This window comes from Microbacterium sp. NPDC077391, from assembly GCF_040686955.1.
GTDB lineage: Bacteria > Actinomycetota > Actinomycetes > Actinomycetales > Microbacteriaceae > Microbacterium > Microbacterium commune.
On record NZ_JBFBMI010000005.1, the window covers coordinates 1 to 21,853 of the forward strand.

Below are 21,853 nucleotides of genomic sequence, written 5' to 3' on the forward strand. Positions count from 1 at the left end.
ATCCCCGGCAGCGAGGGCAGCGACCGGTCGCCGTCGAGCGACACCGCCGCGCACGCCTACGTGTACCGGAACATGCCCGAGGTGGGGGGTGTGGTCCCCGAACACGACAGCAGCCGGCTCGGGGTCGGCCTCGTCAACTCGGCCCGGTGCGGGGCGGGACCGTCGGTGTTGCAGTGATGCTGGCGTCCGTGACGCCGGTCTCTCTGCGCATGGTGACGAGCAGCAGGCACAGGACGAAGGTGAGCGCTCCCCACAGTCCCGATGCGGCCGGCAGCGTGCGGTAGGCCAGCTGCTGCACCGTGATGTCGGGACCGGAGGTCGCCAGCCCGAGCAGCCACGCTCCCCCGAGCACCGCCGGCAGCGCGAGCATCCACAGCCACCGCAGCCATACCGGGCTGCGGTGCGGCAGCTGCCTCGCCGGACGCTGCCGCACCCAGCGCAGCATGAATCCGGCGATGACCACGAGGCCGACGACACTCGAGCCGTGCTGCAGCCACCTGTACCCCGGCATCGGACCCCACATCTGCTGCAGCGCGGGCAGGGCCTCGACCCCCCACCGTCCCTCGTGGGTGAACAGATCCCAGCCGATGTGCGAGAGCACACCGATCACGAGGGATGCTGCCAGCAGCCACGGCCCTCCCCGACCATCGGGGCCGCGCAGCGCATCCCGTGCGATCGCCCTACCGGACTGCGACCACGCCTCGGGAAGGCGGCGGGCGAGGGCATCCGGCGCGAGGGCGACGAGTCCGGGACGCAGCACCACTCGCCAGAGCAGCAGCAGCACGAGCGCGATGAGCGCGGTGAACCCCACGTTCGCCACGGAGTGCGTGAACAGGTATCCGGGGCCGAGGCCGCGCGTGAACAGCGGCAGATCGGGGGTCATCGCGCCGATCGCGAGCGCGGCCGGCACGAGGGGCGTGCGCAGCAGCGGCAGGGCCACGATGGCGTGGCTGGGTGTGAACGGCATGCGGCCTCCAGCTGCGGCGTGCGCGAACGTCTCGGGTGTGCCGATCCGGCCATCGGTCTGGCCGCTCCGGCGTCGACCTGCTACCGGCTCGGCGAGTCGTCGCCGGACGCAGCGGGGCGGCTTCCGGAGTCAGGCGCACCGCTCGCGCGCTCCGCGTCGTCCTCGGCGCCGACCACGGCGAGGGGCATCGTGCGGGTGTCGATGAACGGGTTCTCGTCCTGCCCCGCCACGAGCTCCTCCGCCTCCGCCACGCTCTCGACCGTCGGCACCGAACCCAGCAGCGGCCGCTGCGCGGTCTCGCGCATGCTCAGCAGCGCGATGCCGCCCAGCGCCGCGAAGAACATGATGTAGAACGCGGGCATGTACACGTTCCCGGTCAGCTCGATCAGCGCCTGACTGAACAGCGGCGTCGTGCCGCCGAACAGCGACACGGCGAGGTTGTACGCGATGGCCATCGCGCCGAATCGCGACGCCGTCGGGAAGAGCGCCGGCAGCGCAGAAGCCGAGATCGCCACATAGAACGCCACCGGGATGGCGACCATGGCGAGCGCGATCATGACGGCCCACTCCTCGCCGATCTGCATGACCGCGAACGCCGGCACCATGAGCAGGATCGTCGACCCGACGGCGATGCCGTACACCGGCCGTCGGCCGATGCGGTCGGACAGTCGCCCGATCAACGGCAGGCACGCGCTCATCACGACGAGCACCGGCACGGTGGCGAGCGCGGCCATGAGGTTCGACACGCCCACTTCCTTCTCGAGGTACGTCGGCATGTAGCTGGTGAGGGCGTACCCGGCGGTGTTCGTCGCCGACACGAGGGCGACGCCGATGAGGATCTGACGCCAGTAGTGGCGGAAGATGCCCGCGATCCCCTGGCGCGCCAACGGGTCGTCGGCGTCGGTGCGGGTGAGCCCGGCGCTCTCCTCCGCTTCGTAGGCAGGGGTCTCGGGAATGCGCAGCCGGAACCAGATCGCGACCGCACCGAGCGGGATGGCGATGAGGAACGGAATGCGCCAGCCGTACTCGGTCATGGCGTCGGGGCCGGACAGGCTCTCGGTGATCCACGTGGTCACCGCCACCGCGCTGGCGCCCGCCGCGAAGCCGACGTACGAGCCGACGTCGAGGAACGACGACCAGTAGCCGCGGCTGCGGTCGGGTGAGAACTCCGAGACGTAGGTGGTCGCACCGGCGTACTCGCCACCCGTGGAGAAGCCCTGCACCATCTTCAGCAGGTAGAGCGGGATGATCGCCCACAGGCCGATCTGCGCTGAGGTGGGCAGCACGCCGATGAGGCCGGTCGCGACCGCCATCATCGCCATCGTGAGAAACAGCACGCGCTGACGACCGATGCGATCGCCCAGCGGACCCAGCACGATCCCACCCAGCGGGCGCACGAGGAACGAGATGGCGAAGCCGAGCAGCGTGATCAGCAGCCCCCACGAGCCCGGCAGATCGCCGGTGAAGACGACGGCGAGCGTGACGGCCAGATAGCCGTAGACCCCGAAGTCGAACCACTCCATGAAGTTGCCGACGACGGTGCCCGAGATCGCCGTTCTCAAACGGCTCTTGCGGACGACCAGGACGTCATCGACCTGCAGCCGGCGCGTGGCGCGGCGCGGGACGGTACGGCGGACATGTGCTTCCTTGGGCAAGGGGACCAGCTCCTCGAGTGCTTGCGGACAGCGTCAGCTGTCCGATGCTACTGCTCCCCCGGGCCGCGAAGCTGGGCCGCCGCGCAGAGCGGCCTCACTCCACGAAGACGCCCGCCAGGGTCTTCTTGCCGCGGCGCAGCACCGAGACACCGCCGGGCAGTGTGCCCTGGACGGTGGTCTCGTCGTCGACGACCTTCGCACCGTCGAGCGAGACACCACCCTGGGCGATGGCGCGCCGAGCTTCGGATGCGCTGGTCACCAGACCCGTCGCGACGAGCGCCTCGACCACCGGCGTGCCGGCGGGCATCGTCGCATTCGGCAGCTCGTCCAGCGCCGTGCGCAGGGTCGCCGGATCGAGTCCACTCAGGTCGCCCTGACCGAACAGCGCCTCCGACGCCGCGATCACCGCGGCCGTCGCCTCGATGCCGTGCACGGTGGCGCACACCTCGAGCGCGAGACGCTTCTGCGCCGCGCGGCGGAACGGCTCGCTCTCGACGAGAGCCGCGTACTCCTCGATCTCGGCTCGGGTCAGGAATGTGAACACCTTGAGCCGCTCGATCACGTCCGCGTCGGCGGTGCTGAGCCAGAACTGGTACATCCGGTACGGGCTGCACATGTCGGCGTCGAGCCAGACCGCGTTGCCCTCGCTCTTGCCGAACTTGGTGCCGTCGCTGTTGGTGATGAGCGGAGTGCCGATCGCGTGCGCCGAGGCACCCTCGACACGGTGGATGAGATCGGTGCCGCTGGTGAGGTTGCCCCACTGGTCACTGCCGCCCGTCTGCAGCACGCAGTCGTACGAGCGGAACAGCTCCAGGAAGTCCATGCCCTGCAGGATCTGGTAGCTGAACTCGGTGTAGCTGATGCCGGCATCCGAGTTCAGACGGGCTGCCACCGCGTCCTTCTTCAGCATCGTGCCGACACGGTAGTGCTTGCCGATCTCGCGCAGGAAGTCGATGGCGCTCATCGGCGCCGTCCAGTCGAGGTTGTTCACGATGCGGGCGGCGTTCTCGCCCTCGAAGCTGAGGAAGCGCTCGACCTGCGTACGCAGGCGCTGCACCCACTCCTGGACCGTCTCGGGCGTGTTCAGCGTGCGCTCCGCGGTCGGGCGAGGATCCCCGATCAGGCCGGTCGATCCGCCGACGAGGCCGAGCGGCCTGTGACCGGCGAGCTGGATGCGGCGCAGGGTGAGCAGCTGCACGAGGTTGCCGAGATGCAGGCTGGGCGCGGTCGGGTCGAATCCGCAGTAATAGGTGATCGGGTCCCCGGCGAGAAGGGCGCGCAGCGCCTCCTGATCGGTGGACACGTGGACGAGGCCGCGCCACAGCAGCTCGTCCCACACGTTCTCGAACGTGGGATCGAGCGCCACGGAGGCGGTCGTCAGAGCGGGATTCGACACGCGTTCCAGATTATCAGCGCGGGACACGCGCTCCCGACCCGTCGGGCTGTCGGATGCCCGTGCGATGCTGTCGGGATGTCGCCGGTCGATCCGCTCACCTCCACCGTGCTCTCCGCGATCATCGGGATCGTGCTGCTCGTCGTGCTGGTGCTCTCCCTGCTCGGCGTGCGCAGACCGTCGACGCCGCCGATGGTGCTGTGCGCGGTTCTGCTCGTGACTGCGGTGACGATCGCCATCGTCGTCCGCCCGATCGCGATGCCCGCCATCGGCGTGCCGATGACGGTGATCGGCATCGGCGCCGCGACGCTCGGAGGCAATCCGTTCACCCGTCGTGCGCTGGACATCGCCACGGGCAAGCGCGTGCGGGAGACGGAGGACGGCGGCATCCTCATCGTCGCCGCCCAGCACGCCGATCCCGCGCACGTGCGCACGCTCATGCGCGGGGGCACGGTGATCGGCTACCTCGAGCGGATCTGCACAGTGCTTGCCATCGCCGTCGGGTTCCCCGAGGCGATCGCGGCGATCATCGCCGTGAAGGGCATCGGTCGATTCCCCGAGCTGGCCGAGGCCGAGGCGCGGGAGCGCTTCATCATCGGCACGCTCGCCAGCCTGCTCTGGGCGGGAGCGATCGGGCTGATCGTGCGCCTCAGCCTGGGCTGATCCTGCGCCTCAGCCTGGGGTGATCAGGACTGCCCCCGTCAGTCGACGTCGAGCAGCCGGAACCCCTCGACCACAGCCGCAGCCCCCGCGGCCGTCAGCGCCTGCGACACGGCCGACTGCGTGATGCCCTCCTGCTCGGCGAGCTCACGCTGGGTGAGACCGAGGCAGCGACCGTAGGTGAGGCGTCGCAGGCGCTCTCGCATCCCGCCGACGAGTTCGTCGCGTGCGAGCAGGTAGGCGTTGGCCCACCGCACCTGCTCACGCGGCATCTGCGCGCTCTCGTGCACGACGATCCAGCTGCGGGCCTCGGGGGCGGCACGCTTCTGCAGCGTCTGCACGTGCTCGATGGCGCTGCGGGCGGCCCACCATCCCGGCCCCTCCGGAATGCCGTCCCTGGACGCGGTGGAGGGGATGCGCCCCACATCGCCGACGCCGATCCCGAAGCGGAACTCCACACCGTCCGGCAGCGCGAGACGGATCAGCAGCAGAGAGGCCAGTGCGCCATCCAGCGTGGGATACACCCCCTGCTGCTCGTCGCCGACCGTGGGCCGAAGCGGCTGCGCAGCCACAGGGAGATCGCGCTGCACGCGAGCGATCGCCGCGTCGAAGTGCTGCTGCGCGACGGCGCGGTCATCGAGCTGCCGGGAGCCGATGATGTCGGCCGTGACTGCGATCACCATGTCATAAGGTTATCACTGATATCTTGCGATAATAAGCGAATCACTCATGTCTGGTGGATATCAGGCGAAGCCCCCGAGTATCAGAGACCGAGGGCGTGCGCCGCGGCCTGCGCGCGGGCCACAAGCTCGGCCCGCTGCTCGGCGACGCGCTCCGGCGCCGTGCCGCCGACACCCGACCGCGATGCCACGGAACCCTCGATCGAGAGCACGTCGCGCACCTCGGCGGTCAGGTGCTCCGACACCGAGCGCAGCAGCTCGTCATCCGCATCCTCGAGACCGATGCCCCGCTCCTCGCAGGCACGCACCAGCGCACCCGAGATCTCGTGGGCGTCGCGGAACGGCACCCGGCGCTTGACCAGCCACTCCGCCACGTCCGTCGCGAGCGAGAAGCCCTGTGGCGCGAGCTGCGCCATCCGCTCGGTGTCGAAGCGCAGCGTGGCGATCATGCCGGCGAACGCGGGCAGCACCACTTCGAGCGTCTGCACCGAGTCGAAGACGGGCTCCTTGTCCTCCTGCAGGTCGCGGTTGTACGCCAGAGGCAGGCCCTTGAGCGTGGCGAGCAGCCCGGACAGGTTGCCGATCAGCCTGCCCGACTTGCCGCGGGCGAGCTCGGCGATGTCGGGATTCTTCTTCTGCGGCATGATGCTCGACCCGGTCGAGTAGGCATCGTCGAGCGTGACGAAGCCGAACTCCCGTGTGTTCCAGAGGATGATCTCCTCACTCAGACGCGACAGGTCGATGCCGGTCATCGCCGCGATGAACGCGAACTCCGCCACCACATCGCGCGCCGAGGTGCCGTCGAGCGAATTCTCGGCCGGGCGGTCCAACCCGAGCTCGCGCGCCACGAGCGCGGGGTCGAGCCCCAGGGTGGAGCCGGCGAGCGCTCCCCCGCCGTACGGCGAGGCGCCGGCGCGACGCCGCCAGTCGACGAGGCGCTCGAGCTCGCGCACGAGCGGCCAGGCGTGCGCCTGGAGATGATGGGCGAGCAGCACCGGCTGGGCGTGCTGCAGGTGCGTGCGCCCCGGCAGGATGGCGCCGGGGTGGGCTTCGGCCTGGGCGACCAGCGCGTCGATCACGCGCAGCAGGTGCTTGGCGATGATCCGCGCGTGGTCGATGAGGTACATCCGCACGAGCGTCGCGATCTGGTCGTTGCGGCTGCGACCGGCGCGCAGCCGGCCGCCCACATCGGCACCGACCTCGGCGATGAGCGCCTTCTCGAGCGCGCCGTGCACGTCCTCGTCACCCGGGTCGGGCAGCAGCGTGCCGTCTGCGATGCGTGCGGCGAGGGCGTCGAGCCCCTCGTGCATGATGCGGGCCTCGTCGGCCTCGAGGTACCCCGCCGCCTCCAGCGCCGTGGCGTGCGCGTGCGATCCCGCGATGTCGTACGGGGCGAGGATCCAGTCGAAATGCGTCGACCGGCTCAGCTCGGCCAGTTCCGGCGAGGGCCCCCCGGCGAAGCGCGCACCCCAGAGTGCGCCCTCGTTCGTGCCGTGGCCGCTCACGCTGCCGCCTCCTGCTTGCCGAGCAGCCACACCAGCAGCGCCTTCTGCGCGTGCAGACGGTTCTCCGCCTCATCCCAGACGACGCTCTGCGGGCCGTCGATGACCTCGGAGTCGACCTCGTAGCCGCGGTCGGCGGGCAGGCAGTGGATGAAGATGGCATCCGATGCCGCCTGCGACATGACACCGGTGGTGACCTTGTACCCGCCGAGATCGCGCAGCCGCTCGATCTTCTCCTCCTCCTTGCCCATCGACACCCAGGTGTCGGTGACGACCACGTCGGCGCCGACGGCGGCCTCGCGCGGGTCGGAGATCAGCGTGATCGAGCCGCCGGTCTGCGCCGCACGCGACCGCGCGGCGGCGACCACATCAGGGCGTGGCGCGTAGGCCTCGGGAGAGGCGATGCGCACGTGCATCCCGGCGGTCACTCCGGCGAGCGCGTACGAATGCGCCATGTTGCTGCGGCCGTCGCCGAAGAACGACAGGGTGAGCCCCTTCAGGTCGCCCTTGTGCTCGCGGATCGTGAGCAGGTCGGCCAGCAGCTGGCAGGGGTGGAAGTCGTCGGACAGCGCGTTGACGACGGGAACCCGGGTGCCGCGCGCCATCTCCTCCAGGCCAGACTGCGCGTAGGTGCGCCACACGATGGCCGCAACCTGACGCTCGAGCACGCGTGCCGTGTCGGAGGGTGTCTCCTTGCCGCCGAGCTGGCTGTTCGCCGTCGAGATGATCAGCGGTGATCCGCCGAGATCAGCTATCCCGACCGCGAACGAGACACGGGTGCGCGTGGAGGACTTGTCGAAGATCACCGCGACGGTCTGGGGACCTGCGAGCGCCTTGTTCGCCCAGCGGTCCTTCTTGAGCTCAAGCGCGAGATCGAGGATCTCCGCCTGCTCGGCGGGGGTGAGGTCGTCGTCGCGCAGCAGGTGACGGGTCATGCGGAAGCCTCCGTGGGGGTCGTTGCGTTCTGTGCCTGGAGCGTCTCGGCGACGGCGGCGAGCGCGGCGCTGAACCGCGAGACGAACTCGTCGACCTCCTCGTCGCCGATCGTGTACGCCGGGGCGATGCGGATGACATCCGCCGTGGGCGCGTTGACGATGAGTCCGCGCTCGTGCGCGGCCGCGCGGACGTCGGCGGCGACCGGTGCGGTGAGGTGGATGCCGATGAGCAGTCCCGCGCCCGACACCGCGTCGACGAGCGGCAGCGAGGTCACGGCATCGCGCAGCTGTGCTCCGCGCGCGGTGACGTTCTCGAGCAGATGCGCGCTCTCGATGTGCCCGAGCACGGCGTTGGCGACAGCACTCGCGAGCGGGTTGCCGCCGAAGGTCGAGTTGTGGGTTCCGGGGTAAAACAGGTCGCTCGCCGCTCCGAAGGTGATGAGGGCGCCGAGCGGGAAGCCGGCGCCGATGCTCTTGGCCACGGTCACCGCATCCGGGGTGATGCCCTCCCGCTGGAATGCGAACCACTCCCCCGTGCGTCCGGACCCGGTCTGCACCTCGTCGAGGATCAGCAGCGCGTCGTTCTCGGTGGCGAGTTCCCTGGCACGGGCGAGGAACCCGGCCGGCAGCTCGACGACCCCCGCCTCGCCCTGGATGGGCTCGACGATCATCGCGGCCACCGCGTGTGACGCGAATGCCGCCTCGAGGCTCTCGACGGAGCGCTCGACGGTCACCACGTCGGGGACCGCGGGCTGGAAGGGGTCGCGGTACGCGGCCTTCGGCGTCAGCGACAGCGTGCCCATCGTGCGGCCATGGAAGGCCCCCTCGACGACGAGGATCGTCGTGCGTGCGCCGCCCTCGGTCTCGGCGAAACGCGCACCGTGCAGGCGGGACAGCTTGATGGCGGTCTCGTTCGCCTCGGCGCCGGAGTTGGCCAGGTACACGCGGCCCTGCTCACCGGTGCCGGCCAGGCGCTTCAGTCGCGCGGCGATCTCGAGCTGGGCGGGGGATGCGAAGTAGTTCGACACATGCGACAGTGTCGCGGCCTGACGTGAGACGGCGTCGACGAAGACCGGGTGCGCGTGCCCGAGGCAGTTCACCGCGATGCCGCCGAGGAAGTCGAGGTAGCGGTTCTCGTCGGCATCCCACACCCACGAGCCCTCACCCCGGGTCAGCAGTGCCAGCCGCCCGCCCAGGCTCATCAGATCGCGCGCGGCGTCATCGCTCCAGTCAGACATCCTTGACCACCTCCGTGCCGATTCCCTTGCTCGTGAACAGCTCGACCAGCACCGAGTGCGGCACCCGTCCGTCGATGATGGCTGCGGCATCGACGCCGCCCTCGACGGCGTCGAGGCATGCCCGCATCTTCGGGATCATCCCCGACTCGAGCGTGGGGAGCAGCTCGACCAGCGAGCTGGATGTGAGGTGCGAGACGAGGGAGTCGCGGTTCGGCCAGTCGGCGTACAGGCCGGGCACGTCGGTGAGGATCACGAGCTTGCGGGCGCCGAGCGCGACGGCGAGCGCGGCTGCCGCGGCATCCGCGTTCACGTTCAGCGACTGGCCGGGGTGGTCGAGGTCGGGGGCGATCGAGGAGACCACCGGGATGCGCCCGGCGGCGAGGTGATCCAGCACGGGCGTCGGATCGACCTCGACGACGTCGCCGACCCGGCCGAGGTCGACCTCTTCGCCGTCGATCACGACGCCACGTCGACGGCCGCCGAACAGGCCGGCGTCCTCACCGCTGAGGCCGGTCGCGATGGGCCCGTGCGAGTTGATCTTCGCGACGAGCTGCGGATTGACCTGCCCGGTGAGCACCATGCGCACCACGCTGATCGCCTCGGTGTTGGTCACCCGGTAGCCGCCCTTGAACTCGCTCGGGATGGCGAGTCGATCGAGCATGTTCGAGATCTGCGGCCCGCCGCCGTGCACGACGACCGGCTGCACGCCGACGTAGCGCAGGTATGCGATGTCCTGCGCGAACGCCTCCTGCAGCTCGTCGGAGACCATCGCATTGCCGCCGTACTTGACGACGACGATCTGATCGCGGAACTTCCTCAGCCACGGCAGGGATTCGATGAGTGTCGCTGCCTTGACGGCGGCCTCTTCCGGCGGGGTGTCCTGGATGTCTGTCATGAGGCGTAGGCGCTGTTCTCGTGCACGTAGTCGTGGGTCAGGTCGTTGGTGAGGATGGTCGCGGTCGCGTCGCCCATCTTCAGGTCGATCTCGATGCGCACCTCGCGCGGCGTCAGGTCGACCTCCTCGCGGGGGCGGTCGGGGCCTCCCGCGGTGCACACGCGCACCCCGTTCATCGAGACGTCGACGTCGTACGGGTCGAACTGGGCGGAGGTGGTGCCGATCGCGGCGAGCACGCGGCCCCAGTTCGGGTCGTTGCCGAAGATCGCGGCCTTGAAGAGGTTGTTGCGTGCGACCGATCGGCCGACCTCGACGGCCTCGGTCTCGGTGACGGCGTTCTTCACCTCGATGGCGATGCTGTGGCTCGCGCCTTCGGCGTCGGCCTGCAGCTGCTCGGCGAGGTCGCGGCACAGCTCGGTGAGCGCGGCGGCGAAGTCGTCCAGGTCGGGGCGGATGCCGCTGGCGGCGTTGGCGAGCAGGGTGACCTGGTCGTTGGTCGACATGCATCCGTCGGAGTCAAGCCGGTCGAAGCTGACGGCGGTCGCCCTGCGCAGCGCCGCGTCGGCCTGGGATGCCTCGAGATCGGCGTCGGTGGTGATCACGACGAGCATGGTCGCCAGCCCCGGGGCGAGCATGCCCGCGCCCTTGGCCATGCCGCCGATCGTCCAGCCGTCGCGGGTGACCGTTGCGGTCTTCGGCACGCTGTCGGTCGTCATGATGGCCGCCGCCGCGTCGTCGCCGCCGTCGGCACGAAGGGAGGCGATGCCGCGTTCGACGCCGTCGAGCACCTTGCCGCGGAACACCTCGTCGCCGGTGCCGATGAGCCCGGTCGAGCACACCAGGACATCACCCGCGCTGACGTCGAGCAGCTCGGCCGCCTTCTCCGCGGTGAGGTGGGTGGTCTGGAAGCCGAAGGCACCGGTGAAGCAGTTGGCGCCGCCGGAGTTGAGCACGACCGCCTCGACCACGCGATCGGCGATGACCTGCTGCGACCAGATGATCGGGTTGGCCTTGGCGCGGTTGGTGGTGAAGACAGCCGCTCCGATCTTGCGCGGGCCGCGGTTGACGACGACGGCGACGTCGGGCTTGCCTGTGCTCTTCAGGCCTGCGGCGACTCCGGATGCTTCGAAACCCTGGGGTGCGGTGACACTCACGGCGCGACTCCGTTCACGGTGAGGGCGCGACCTTCGGGCAGGCCGAGCGCGATGTTCATGGACTGCACGGCGGCGCCCGCCGTACCCTTGACGAGATTGTCGACCGCGGTGACGACGGTCACCCGGTTCGCGGCGCGGTCGACAGCGAGACCCATCAGCGCGGTGTTCGCGCCGAGCACGTCGGCCGTGCGGGGGAAATGACCTTCAGGAAGCAGCTGCACGAACGTCTCGTCTGCGTACGCGCTCTGCCACGCGTCGCGGATCTGGGCGTCGGTCGCGCCGGCGGCGATCGGAGCGGTCGAGGTGGCGAGGATGCCCCTGGCCATCGGGACGATGACGGGGGTGAACGAGATGCGGATGTCGTCGGGCGCGTGGGATGATGCCGCGGCCAGAGCCTGGCGGATCTCGGGGATGTGCCGGTGCGTGCCGCCCACCGCGTACGGGTTCGCGGTGCCGAGGATCTCGCTGCCGAGAAGGGTGGTCTTCAGGCTCTTGCCGGCGCCGGAGGGGCCGACGGCGAGCACGCTGACGATGTCGGACGGGTCGATCACGCCGGCCGCGACGCCGGGCACGAGGCTCAGGCCCACGGTGGAGGCGTTGCAGCCGGGGGCGGCGATCCGGGTCGCCCCCTGCAGGTTCTCGCGCTGCTTGCCGGCGGTGGTGAGCAGTTCCGGGACGCCGTAGACCCACGGCTCGTGGAATGCCCCGCCGTAGAAGGCGTCCCACGCGTCCCGCGAGGTGAGGCGGTGGTCCGCCCCGGCATCGATGATGAGCGGCGCGTCGGCCAGCGCGTCGGTGTACTGCCCCGACTGGCCGTGCGGAAGCGCCAGGAAGACCACGTCGTGCCCCGCGAGGATCTCGGGGGTGGTGTCCTGCAGGGTCAGGTGCGCGAGGGAGCGCAGATGCGGCTGGTGCTCGATGAGCGGCTGACCGGCGTTCGAGTGCGCGGTGACGGTGCGGATCTCGATGTCGGGGTGGGCGGCGAGGAGCCGCAGGATCTCGCCTCCCGCATAGCCGGATGCGCCGGAGACGGCGACGGAGTACGTCATGCTTCTACCTTAACGGTCGGTGCTCGGTCGACCCCGAGGATGACGCGGGATGCGAGCGATGGGCGGGCCGGGGCGGCGACACCGGCGTCCTCCGATCTGGTCCCTGCGCGTGGCGGAGGGCGGGGGCGCGGGGTCGCCTAGAGTCGGCGGCCGCTGCGACGTCGGCGCACGGCAGCGACGCTGAAGACGAGCGTCTGCGAGGGCTGTGGCACCGAGGGCATGCGGCGACAGTAGCGCCGAGGGCGCGGGATCCGCAAATCCACACGCTCGGCGCTGCTGTCTCAGCGAAGGTCGAAGAAGGCCCGTTCGTGCTCGGACGCGACGACGAAGGCGCGGTGCATGTCCCGTCTGAGCCGATCGTCTGCTCTCGCCGCCGCCGCGGTCGCGAAGCCGATGGCGCGCTCGTTCGCCGCGGCGAAATCCGGGTCGGCGTACGTCTCGAGCCACGACGCATAGGGATGCTGCGGATCCCGCGTCTGCGCTCCGAACTCCCCCGCGCGCAGCCGCATGCCGAGGTCGGTGTACAGCCAGAAGCAGGGCAGCACGGCGGCGACCAGCGTCTCGTACGCACCCGCGAACGCCGTCGCGCGCAGGTGATCGAGGTAGGCCGTCGTGACCGCGCTCGGTTCGGCGTCGAACGTCTCCGCACTGACGCCCGTCGCCGGCGTCAGCCATGAGGCGTGCAGCTCGAGCTCGCCCACGATGCAGCCCCGGGCGGATTCCGCCCAGAACGCCTGCTCGACCGGCGTCGGAGCCAGACGCGCGGCCTCCGCGAGCACGCGTGCGTACTCCCGCAGGTACAGGGCGTCCTGCGCGAGGTAGGCCAGGAACCGCTCGCGATCGAGCGATCCGTCGGCCAGCGCGCGGATGAACGGCAGCCCGTCGATGTCGCGTCGGATTCCGGCGACGCTGCGCCACCACTCATCCCGGATCTCCTCGGCGGACGGACGTGTGGCCAGACCGCCACGGTGCCACAGCCCGGCGAAGTGACTGACCGGCCCGTGTCCGCGCCCGACGTCCAGGGCGTCGGCCGCGCGCAGGGATTCCCGCAGCCAGGCGCGGGACGCGCGCACGGCATCCGGCCACTCCCGCCCGCCAGCCCGGAGCGTGGCGATCGCCGACGAGAGCGAGCAGCCGGTGCCGTGCGTGCTGGTCGTGTCGATGCGCGGGCCGTCGAATGCGGCCACGACTCCGTCCGCGTCGACGAGGGCGTCCGGGACGGTCGGGCCGTCGAGGTGACCGCCTTTCGCGAGCACGAGTGCTCCCGTCTGGGCTGACAGCCGCTGCGCGGCGCCCAGCGCGTCGTCCCAGTCGCTGATGCCCCGTCCCACCAGCACCGCGAGCTCGTCCAGATTCGGGGTGATCACGTCTGCGAGCCCGGTGAGCTCGCGCAGCGCAGCCTCCGCCGGCGCGTCGAGCAGGCGGTCCCCGCTGGTGGCGACCATCACGGGGTCGAGCACCACCGTCGGCGGGCGGTGCGCCCGCAGCCAGTCGGCGACCGTGCGGATGATCTCGGCGTCTGCCAGCATCCCGATCTTCACCGCGTCGATCACGATGTCGTCGGCGAGGGCGTCCAGCTGCGCCCGCAGGAACTCCGCCGGTGGCACGTGCACGCCGTGCACGCCCCGGGTGTTCTGGGCCGTCAGGGCGGTCACGGCGGCCATCCCGTATCCGCCGTGCGCGGCGATCGACTTGAGGTCGGCCTGGATCCCCGCGCCGCCGGAGGGATCGCTGCCGGCGATGCTGAGCACGCGCGGGACGGTGCGCCCCGTCCACCGACGCCGGAGTTCGCGCGCCGCGCGACGGGCGTCGGGCGCGGCGCAGACGGCGGAGACGACGGCGACCCCTGCCGCCCCCGCCTGGCGCAGCGCGGCGACGTCGTCGGTCCGGATGCCGCCGATCGCCACGACCGGCACCGGGCTCTCGGCGGCGAGCGCGGCGAATCCGTCGAGGCCGAGAGCAGGCGGGTGGTCCGGCTTGGTGCTGGTGGGTCGGATCACTCCGATGCCGACATAGTCGACGGTCCCGGCGGGCAGCGCGCGCACGGCGGCGAGGTGAGCGGACGTGTTCGCGGTGAGTCCGATCAGCGCGTCGGGTCCGAGCAGACGCCGAGCCTCGGCGACCGGCATGTCCGATTGTCCGACATGCGCTCCGTCGACTCGCGCTCCCCGCCGTCGCGCCTCGAGAGCCGCGTCGATCCGGTCGTCGACGACAAGCGCCGCGCGGCCGTCGATCACGTCGCTGAGGGCGATGAGCTGCTCGATCACCGACGCGTCGGAGGCGCTCTTGTCTCGCAGCTGCACCACGCTCACGCCCCCGGCGACGGCCTCGCGGACCGTGTCGACGACACCGCGTTCGCCGCACAGGGCGGAGTCGGTCACCAGGTGGATAGACAGGTCACGGGTCATCTCGCGACCTCCTCGACGAGCGCATCGTGCTGCTCGACCCGCGCCTCGGCGGCGATGTCGGTCGGGTCGATTCCGGCGAGGGCATCGAGCAGGCCGACCGCGAAGCTGCCGGGCCCGTCGGCGACGCGAGCCGCGTGCTCGGCTGCCAGGGTGTAGACGAGCGTGGCCGCCGCGACCGCCTCCAGGGCGTCCGCGTCGGTGTCACGCGCAGCGCCGAGGAAGGCGGCCATGAGCGCCCCGAGGGCGCAGCCGCCGCCGGTCACGCGGGTGAGCAGTGCATCCCCGTTCGCGACCCGGATGACGCGCGTGCCGTCGGTGAGGAGATCGACCGGCCCGGAGACGGCGACCACGGCGCCGAAGCGGGTGGCGAGGGAACGAGCCGCATCCAGCGCGGCGTCCGGGTCATCCAGCGCGTCCACCCCTCGCCCGCCCGAGCCGCTGCCGGCCAGCGCGAGGATCTCACTGGCGTTGCCGCGCACGGCCGTCGGCCGCAGCCGCACCAGCTCGCCGGCGAGGGCGGTGCGCACGGGGAGGGCGCCGACCGCGACCGGGTCGAGGACCCACGGCGTGCCCGCGTCGTTCGCTCCGGCGACGGCTTCACGACTGGCCGCCCGCTGCTCCGGCGTCGGGGTGCCGAGGTTGATCAGCAGACCCGAGGCCAGCCGGGCGAACATGCCGGCCTCTCCGACGATGTCCACCATCGCGGGCGACGCGCCCGCGGCGAGGAGCACGTTCGCGGTGAAGCCCGTGACGACGGTGTTCGTGATGCAGTGCGTGAGCGGCGGTATCTGCCGCACACGGGTGAGAAGCTCGGCGGAGACCGCCGGGATACGGACGGATGGACGCAGCGGATCGCACATGGGCGACATCCCTTCGCTAGTACGAACTAGATCAGGTTCGACGGGTGTGATCTCAGCCGCGGATGCGGCACCCCGTGTCACTGCCCGCGAGTCTAGCGAGGACACCGACCGGGGCGGCCGGAATGACGCTCCGTGTCAGGGCGACATGTCAGGGCGACTCAGCTGGGCGACGTCAGCTGGGCGAGGAGAGCGAGCTCGTCCGCGCGACTCAGGCCCGCGCGGCGCGCACGGTCCAGACCCCTGGTGCGCTCGTCGTCGAGAACCGCGCGGATCGTCTCGGCGAGCGGGCGGTGCACCCCTCCGGCCGCCCGGTAAGCGGAACTGTCACGGCGCATGAAGCCGGGCATGTCGGCGGGCAGCCAGAGAGGAAGCGACCTCTCCCCCATCCAGTACTGCACGCCGTGCCCCTCCAGCCACTCGTCGCTCGCCTCCCGCAGCTCCCCGGTGTGTCCCGCCCCGGCACGGATGCGGCTGAGCAGCTCGGCGAGCGGATGCACGTCTCCGATGGCGTTCATGACCCCTTGCCCGAGCTCACCGACGACGACGTCAGCCAGGTCGTCGACGTCGACCACCTGCACGGAGCGGTCGGCCGATTCGGGCACCAGCACGGGCTCGCTCCCCGCCCGGGCGAAAGCCGCCGGCCAGTACCCGAAGCGGTCGCTCGGGTCGCCCGCGCCGACGATGAGTCCAGGGCGCACGATCAGCGCGTTCTCGACCAGCGCCGTCACGGCGTCTTCCGCAGCGACCTTCTGCGCACCGTAGTCGTACGCGTCGCCGCGCTGGGCCGGCGCGTGACGCAGACCCGACTCGTCGAGCCCGTCCGTCACGTCGTCCGCGTACACCGACAGGGACGACACGTACGTCCAGTGATCGGCGCGGTCGCCGAGCGCGGCGAGCGCCGCGGTGACGTGATCGGCGCGCGAGGAGACGTCGACCACCTCGATCCAGTGCTGCTCGGCGAGCGGGTCGTAGACACCGGGGTCGTCCCGATCGCCGCGGCACAGCACGGTGCCGTCCGGCGCGGGGCGCTCGCCCCGCGCCAGACAGGTCACCTCCGCACCGGCATCCCGCCACCGCTGTGCGATCCGCCCCGAGAGCCATCCTGTTCCGCCGAGCACGAGCACCTGATCCATCCGGCCATGACAGCACCGGTGCACGAAGAGGGGAAGGGATTCCGCTCAGAGCAGACGACGACGCCCCCGGAGCCGGTCGGCTCCGGGGGCGTCGTGCGGTCAGTCGCGGATGGTCGCCCCGAAGCGCTCAGCGGCGACGGCCACGCCGGCGAGCTTCGCCTCGGTCGCCTCGGCCGCGGTCAGGGTGCGATCGGATGCCCGGAAGCGCAGGGCGAAGCTCAGGCTCTTCTGCCCCTCCCCGAGGCCCTCGCCGCGGTAGTCGTCGACGAGCCGCGCCGACTCCAGCAGATCGCCTGCGCCCTCCACGAGCGCCGTGCGCACCTCTGACGCCGGCACCTCGACGCCGACGACCAGCGAGACGTCCTGCGTCGCGGCGGGGAACGTCGACAGCGACTCGGCCACGACCCGGTGCCCGGCGAGCGTCAGCACGCGATCGAGGTCGAGCTCGAGCACGTACGCGCGACCGGGGAGATCGGCATCCGCCGAGACCTGCGGGTGCAGCTCGCCGACGTACCCGACCTGCTCGCCCGACACGCTCAATGCCCCCGCGCGACCCGGATGCAGTGCCGCGCGCTGTGTCTGCTCGACGTCGATCTCCACACCCGCGGCCACCGCGATGACGCGGACCGCATCGAGCGCATCGGAGAGATCGACGTGCTCGGCCGCACGCCCCGGCTGCCGAGGGGTGATGTTGCCCGTCAGCAGCGCCGAGACGAGGCGCGGCTGCGGCGGGATCGACGCGTTGAGCTCGGCGAGCGTCTCGTCGGACGGACGCTGGCCCAGCGGCGGGACGACGTCGGTGCCGTACGCGACGCCGTCTTCCGGCGCGAACACCGAGCCGACCTCGAACAGCGCCAGGTCGACCAGCCCGCGCGAGATGTTGCGGTGCGCGGTCTGCAGGAGGCCGGGCACGAGCGAGCGGCGCAGGAACGGCGCCTGACCGTCGAGAGCGTTGGCCAGACGGATGCTGGGCAGGTGCGCGCCGCTCGCCGAGCCGTGCAGATCGTTGTGCTGCTCGGTGGTGAACGGGAACGACGGAGTCTCGACGAAGCCCGCCGCGGCGAGCGCATCCGCCACGCGCGTGCGCCCGATCTGCAGCGCGGTGTATCCGCGCCCGGACGGCGGGGTCGGCAGGATCGAGGGGATGCGGTCGAGCCCGTGGATCCGCGCGACCTCCTCGACCAGGGTCCACTTGTCGGTCAGGTCGCGTCGCCAGCTCGGCGGGATGACGAACCACCCCTGTGCCGGGGCTCCCGAGCCTGTCGCAGGGGTCACCTCGGCGCCGATCATCTCGAGCGCGCTGACGATCTCCTCATCCGTGTAGTCGACCCCCACGACACCCTGCGTGAAGCCGCGGGGCAGGTCGATGCCCGCGATCTCGACCTCGGCGTAGAGGGCGCCGCCCTCATCGGTCAGCGTTCCGCCGGCGAGCTCGACCATCAGATCGGCCACGCGGCGAGCGGCGACGAACGGGATCAGCGGGTCCACTCCGCGCTCGAAGCGCTTGGAGGCCTCGCTGGGGAGCTTGTGGCGCCGGGCGGTGCGGGCGATCGTGACGGGGTCGAAGGTCGCCGCCTCGATGAGCACGTTGCGGGTCTCATCGCTCATCTCGGTCGTGCCGCCGCCCATGACACCGGCGAGACCGATGGGTCCGGAGCCGTCCGTGATCAGCAGATCCTCGACGTGCAGGGCGCGGTCCTGGCCGTCGAGCGTGGTCATCCGCTCGCCCTCGACCGCGCGACGCACGACGATGCCGCCCTGCAGTCTGTCGAGGTCGTACCCGTGGATCGGGTTGCCGAGCTCGAGCATCACGTAGTTGGTGATGTCGATCAGCACGCCGAGCGAGCGCATTCCGGCCAGGCTCAGCCGAGCGATCATCCAGGGCGGGGTGGGGCGCGACGGATCGACGTCCCGCACGACGCGCACGACGAACTCGCTCGCGCCCACCGCACCGCGGATGGGCGAGGAGTCGTCGACGCGGATGTCGAAGCCGGATCCTGGCTGCAGGTCCGAGAAGTCCCGCTCGGCGGGGTCGCGGAACTCTCCGCCGGTGGCGTGCGCGTACTCGCGCGCGAGTCCCCGCAGCGAGAACGCGTATCCCCGGTCGGGGGTGACGTTCACGTCGACGGCGAAGTCGTCGAGGTGCAGCAGGGCGATGGCATCCGAGCCGACCTCCGGGTCGAGCCCGAGGGTGGCGAGCACGATGATGCCGTCGTGCTCGTCACCGAGACCCAGCTCGCGCGCCGAGGCGATCATGCCGTCGGAGACGTGGCCGTAGGTCTTGCGGGCCGAGATCGGGAACGGCCCTGGCAGGACGGCCCCCGGCAGGCTCACCACGACCTTGTCGCCGACCACGAAGTTGTGAGCGCCGCACACGATACCGCGCACGCCGCCGTTCTCGACGCCGACATCGACCTGGCACCAGTTGATCGTCTTGCCGTTCTTCTGCGGCTCGGGCTCGATCGACAGCACCCGGCCCACGACCACGGGGCCGGAGATCTCGAAGCGGTGGACGTCCTCCTCTTCGAAACCGACGGACACGAACGACGCCAGCACGTCCTCGGCCGTGGCATCCGGTGCCACATCGACGTACTCGCGCAGCCATGAGATCGGAACGCGCATCACACCACCATCCCGAACTGCTCGCTGAAGCGCACATCGCCCTCTGCCATGTCGCGCATGTCCTTCACATCGCTGCGGAACATCAGGGCGCGCTCGACGCCGATGCCGAAGGCGAATCCGCTGTACACCTCGGGGTCGATGCCCGCCGCGCGCAGCACGTTCGGGTTGACCATGCCGCAGCCGCCCCACTCGATCCAGCGTGCGCCGCCGGCGAAGGTCGGGTGCCACAGGTCGAACTCGGCTGAGGGCTCGGTGAACGGGAAGTAGTTGGTGCGCAGACGCGTCTTCGCCTCAGCCCCGAACAGCTGCTGGGCGAGGTGATCGAGGGTGCCCTTCAGGTGCGCCATCGTGATGCCCTTGTCGACGACGAGACCCTCGACCTGGGTGAACACCGGCAGGTGGGTGGCGTCGAACTCGTCGGTGCGGTACACGCGTCCCGGGCAGAGCACGTAGATCGGCAGCTCGCGGTCGAGCATGGAGCGCACCTGCACGGGGCTGGTGTGCGTGCGCATCACGAGGTGACGCGAGGTCGGATCGACGTAGAAGGTGTCCTGCTCCTGGCGGGCGGGGTGATCCTCGTCGAAGTTGAGCGCGTCGAAGTTGAACCACTCGTGCTCGAGCTCAGGCCCCTCCGCGACCTCCCACCCCATGCCGACGAAGATGTCGCTGATCTGCTCCTGCATGAGGGGCAGCGGGTGTCGAGCGCCGACGCGGGAGCGCGACGCGACGGCGGTGATGTCGACGCGCTCGGCCTCGAGTCGCGCGGCCGTCTCGGCCTCGGCGAGCTCGGTCTCCTTGGCCGCGAGCGCCTGGGTCACGCGACCCCTGCCCTGACCGATCAGCTTGCCGAACGCGGCCTTGTGCTCCGGGGCGACCTGACGCATCGCCGCATTCAGCGCGGCCAGCGGGGAGCCCTCGGCGACGTGCGCAGCACGTGCCGCCTTCAGCTGCGCCGTGTCGGCTGCGGCGCCGATCGCGGCGAGCGCGGCGTCGACGGCGACCTCCACCGCCTCTGGGGTGATCTGGGGTGTTTCGGGCGAGTCTGACACGAGAGAAGAGTCTACCGGCGCCCCGCATGCCGACCCGCCCGCCGCCGGACCGCCCGCCGCCGGACCGAGCGCTCGCCGATAGGATCGCCATCGACCGGGACCGACGAGCGCGACGGGATGACGATGACCGCGAACGACCTGCCCACCACCGAGGCCATCGCCCTGGTGTCCGCGCCCGCACCGTATGTGCTGGCCATCGACATCGGCTCCGGCTCCACCCGCTGCAGCCTGTACGACGCCTATGCCCGTCCGATCAGGAAGCGCATCGCGAAAGCGGATCACCGATTCGTGGAGGAGGCGGACGGCACCGCCGAGATCGACGCCGATCTGATCGTCGCCGAGGTCGCCGACGTGATCGGGCAGGTGGTCGACGGCGTCGAGCCCGGACTCATCCGCGCCGTGGTGATGGACACGTTCGCCTCCTCGCTGGTGTGCGTGGATGCCGACGGCGCCGCCCTCACGCCGTGCTACACCTACGCGGATTCACGGTCGGCACGACACCTGGCCGAGCTGCGCACGCGCCTGGACGAGACCGAGGTGCACCAGCGCGTCGGCGCGCGTCTGCACACCAGCTATCACCCGCCACGCCTGCTCTGGCTGCAGGACGAGCAGCCCGACGTCTTCGCACGCACCGCGAAGTTCCTCTCGCTCGGCGAGTACGTGTACGCGAAGCTGGCCGGGGTCGAGGGCGCGGCGACCTCGACGATGGCGTGGGCGGGCATCCTGAACCGGCACACCTGCGAGCTCGACGACGAGCTGCTCGCGGCGGTCGGCGTCGATCGGTCTCGCTTCGCGCCGATCGTCGACCCTGACGAGCCGATCACCGCCGTCTCTCCTGATGTCGCACGCCGCTGGCCGGCGCTCGAGGGAGCCGCATGGTTCCCTGCCGTTCCCGACGGCTACGCGTCGAACGTCGGGGTGGGGGCATCTGCGCCGGAGGTCGCCGCGATGTCCGCGGCCACCTCGGGTGCGATCCGCGTGATCGTCGACGGAACCCCCGACGTGCTGCCCTCCGGCCTGTGGGCGTATCGCATCTCGCGCACCCAGTCGATCATCGGCGGGGCGCTGAACGACGTCGGACGCGTGACGCTGTGGCTGCAGGCGACCCTCGCTCCGCTCTCGTACGACGAGGTCGACATGCTGCTGCGCGCCGCGCCCGCCGAGGGCACGCCCCTCATGCTGCCCTTCCTCACCGGAGAGCGCGCCACCGGATGGTCGGGCAGCGCTCGGGCCGCCCTGACCGGGGTGTCATCGGCCTCGGGCCCGCGCGAGCTGTGGCGCGGGGCGGCCGAGGGCATCGCCATCTCGTACCAGCGGGTGTTCGAGCAGCTGCGCGAGGTGAGTCCGGGGATCGAGCGTGTGATCGGATCGGGCGGTGTGGCCGGCGCCTTCCCCGCGATGATGTCCGTGATCGCGCAGGCGCTCGGATTCCCCGTCCAGGTGGTGAACGTCAAGCGCGTCACGATGCGCGGCGCCGCGGCGATCGCCCTGTCGGTGCTGCAGCCGGAGCATCCGCTCGCGATCATCCCGCAGACCGATCGCACCGAACCGGATGCCGGGCAGCGGGCCTACTACGACGACCTGCGACGCCGATTCGATGAGGCGTACGCGGCGATCATCGCCGGCTGAGCCCGCCCGGATCGGGCGGGCCGC

17 protein-coding genes, 1 pseudogene and 1 riboswitch are annotated in these 21,853 nt (G+C 70.9%); of the genes and pseudogenes, 3 read left to right on the forward strand and 15 right to left on the reverse strand.

All coding sequences use genetic code 11. The features are described from left to right. Positions 1-96: pseudogene (locus AB0O65_RS12495) on the forward strand (L-ribulose-5-phosphate 4-epimerase); the annotation flags it as partial. A 37-nt stretch (positions 97-133) separates the two neighbouring features. On the opposite strand, the gene AB0O65_RS12500 reads toward AB0O65_RS12495, so the two are convergent. The 3 genes from AB0O65_RS12500 to tyrS form a co-directional block, all read right to left on the reverse strand. Beyond that, a complete protein-coding gene (locus AB0O65_RS12500; RefSeq protein ID WP_363385525.1) occupies positions 134-967 on the reverse strand; it encodes a DUF4184 family protein in 834 nt (277 codons plus the stop codon). Positions 968-1,047: 80 nt separating this feature from the next. Beyond that, on the reverse strand, positions 1,048-2,622 hold the full coding sequence (locus tag AB0O65_RS12505; RefSeq protein WP_225211417.1) for an MFS transporter: 1,575 nt from the start codon (positions 2,620-2,622) through the stop codon (positions 1,048-1,050). Between the two features lie 94 nt (positions 2,623-2,716). Continuing rightward, positions 2,717-4,018 (reverse strand): tyrosine--tRNA ligase, encoded by a 1,302-nt coding sequence (tyrS, locus tag AB0O65_RS12510; protein WP_363385528.1) that lies wholly within the window; start codon positions 4,016-4,018, stop codon positions 2,717-2,719. Between the two features lie 75 nt (positions 4,019-4,093). On the opposite strand from tyrS, the gene AB0O65_RS12515 reads away from it, so the two are divergent. Further along, entirely contained in the window at positions 4,094-4,678 is a 585-nt protein-coding gene (locus AB0O65_RS12515; RefSeq protein ID WP_363385531.1) for a hypothetical protein, read from the forward strand. Between the two features lie 38 nt (positions 4,679-4,716). Here AB0O65_RS12515 and AB0O65_RS12520 read toward each other — a convergent pair whose 3' ends face one another. From AB0O65_RS12520 to pheS, 12 genes are all read right to left on the reverse strand, one after another. Beyond that, entirely contained in the window at positions 4,717-5,358 is a 642-nt protein-coding gene (locus tag AB0O65_RS12520) for a SatD family protein (RefSeq protein ID WP_191713225.1), read from the reverse strand. An 80-nt stretch (positions 5,359-5,438) separates the two neighbouring features. After that, positions 5,439-6,860 carry an argininosuccinate lyase gene (argH, locus tag AB0O65_RS12525; protein WP_363385534.1) on the reverse strand — a complete coding sequence of 474 codons (1,422 nt, stop codon included), beginning with the start codon at positions 6,858-6,860 and terminating at the stop codon, positions 5,439-5,441. After that, positions 6,857-7,792 (reverse strand): ornithine carbamoyltransferase, encoded by a 936-nt coding sequence (gene argF, locus AB0O65_RS12530; RefSeq protein ID WP_363385537.1) that lies wholly within the window; start codon positions 7,790-7,792, stop codon positions 6,857-6,859. Before argF ends, argH begins: the two co-directional genes overlap by 4 nt. Continuing rightward, positions 7,789-9,030, reverse strand: a complete 1,242-nt coding sequence (locus AB0O65_RS12535) for an acetylornithine transaminase (RefSeq protein ID WP_363385540.1) — start codon at positions 9,028-9,030, stop codon at positions 7,789-7,791. The genes argF and AB0O65_RS12535 overlap by 4 nt, the downstream gene beginning before the upstream one ends. After that, positions 9,023-9,925, reverse strand: a complete 903-nt coding sequence (gene argB / locus AB0O65_RS12540; protein WP_071643633.1) for an acetylglutamate kinase — start codon at positions 9,923-9,925, stop codon at positions 9,023-9,025. The genes AB0O65_RS12535 and argB overlap by 8 nt, the downstream gene beginning before the upstream one ends. After that, a complete protein-coding gene (gene argJ, locus AB0O65_RS12545) occupies positions 9,922-11,079 on the reverse strand; it encodes a bifunctional glutamate N-acetyltransferase/amino-acid acetyltransferase ArgJ (protein WP_363385543.1) in 1,158 nt (385 codons plus the stop codon). Before argJ ends, argB begins: the two co-directional genes overlap by 4 nt. After that, the gene (argC, locus tag AB0O65_RS12550; protein WP_071643631.1) at positions 11,076-12,128 is read right to left on the reverse strand and encodes an N-acetyl-gamma-glutamyl-phosphate reductase; all 1,053 of its coding nucleotides are present in this window, start codon (positions 12,126-12,128) and stop codon (positions 11,076-11,078) included. Before argC ends, argJ begins: the two co-directional genes overlap by 4 nt. Before the next feature lie 281 nt (positions 12,129-12,409). Beyond that, positions 12,410-14,536 (reverse strand): bifunctional hydroxymethylpyrimidine kinase/phosphomethylpyrimidine kinase, encoded by a 2,127-nt coding sequence (locus AB0O65_RS12555; RefSeq protein ID WP_363385547.1) that lies wholly within the window; start codon positions 14,534-14,536, stop codon positions 12,410-12,412. Next, complete coding sequence (gene thiM / locus AB0O65_RS12560) at positions 14,533-15,396, reverse strand: hydroxyethylthiazole kinase (RefSeq protein WP_363385550.1); 864 nt, start codon at positions 15,394-15,396, stop codon at positions 14,533-14,535. The genes AB0O65_RS12555 and thiM overlap by 4 nt, the downstream gene beginning before the upstream one ends. After that, a riboswitch (TPP riboswitch) is annotated at positions 15,388-15,481 on the reverse strand. It overlaps the preceding gene by 9 nt. A gap of 73 nt (positions 15,482-15,554) precedes the next feature. Continuing rightward, entirely contained in the window at positions 15,555-16,529 is a 975-nt protein-coding gene (locus tag AB0O65_RS12565) for an NAD-dependent epimerase/dehydratase family protein (RefSeq protein WP_363385553.1), read from the reverse strand. Positions 16,530-16,628: 99 nt separating this feature from the next. Next, positions 16,629-19,151: a phenylalanine--tRNA ligase subunit beta gene (gene pheT / locus AB0O65_RS12570; RefSeq protein WP_313480439.1), complete on the reverse strand. Its 2,523-nt coding sequence runs from the start codon at positions 19,149-19,151 to the stop codon at positions 16,629-16,631. Continuing rightward, on the reverse strand, positions 19,151-20,200 hold the full coding sequence (pheS, locus tag AB0O65_RS12575; RefSeq protein ID WP_071643627.1) for a phenylalanine--tRNA ligase subunit alpha: 1,050 nt from the start codon (positions 20,198-20,200) through the stop codon (positions 19,151-19,153). Before pheS ends, pheT begins: the two co-directional genes overlap by 1 nt. 123 nt (positions 20,201-20,323) lie before the next feature. Here pheS and AB0O65_RS12580 point away from each other — a divergent pair, with 123 nt between their 5' ends. Next, positions 20,324-21,829: a gluconokinase gene (locus AB0O65_RS12580; protein ID WP_363385558.1), complete on the forward strand. Its 1,506-nt coding sequence runs from the start codon at positions 20,324-20,326 to the stop codon at positions 21,827-21,829. Positions 21,830-21,853: the final 24 nt, after the last annotated feature.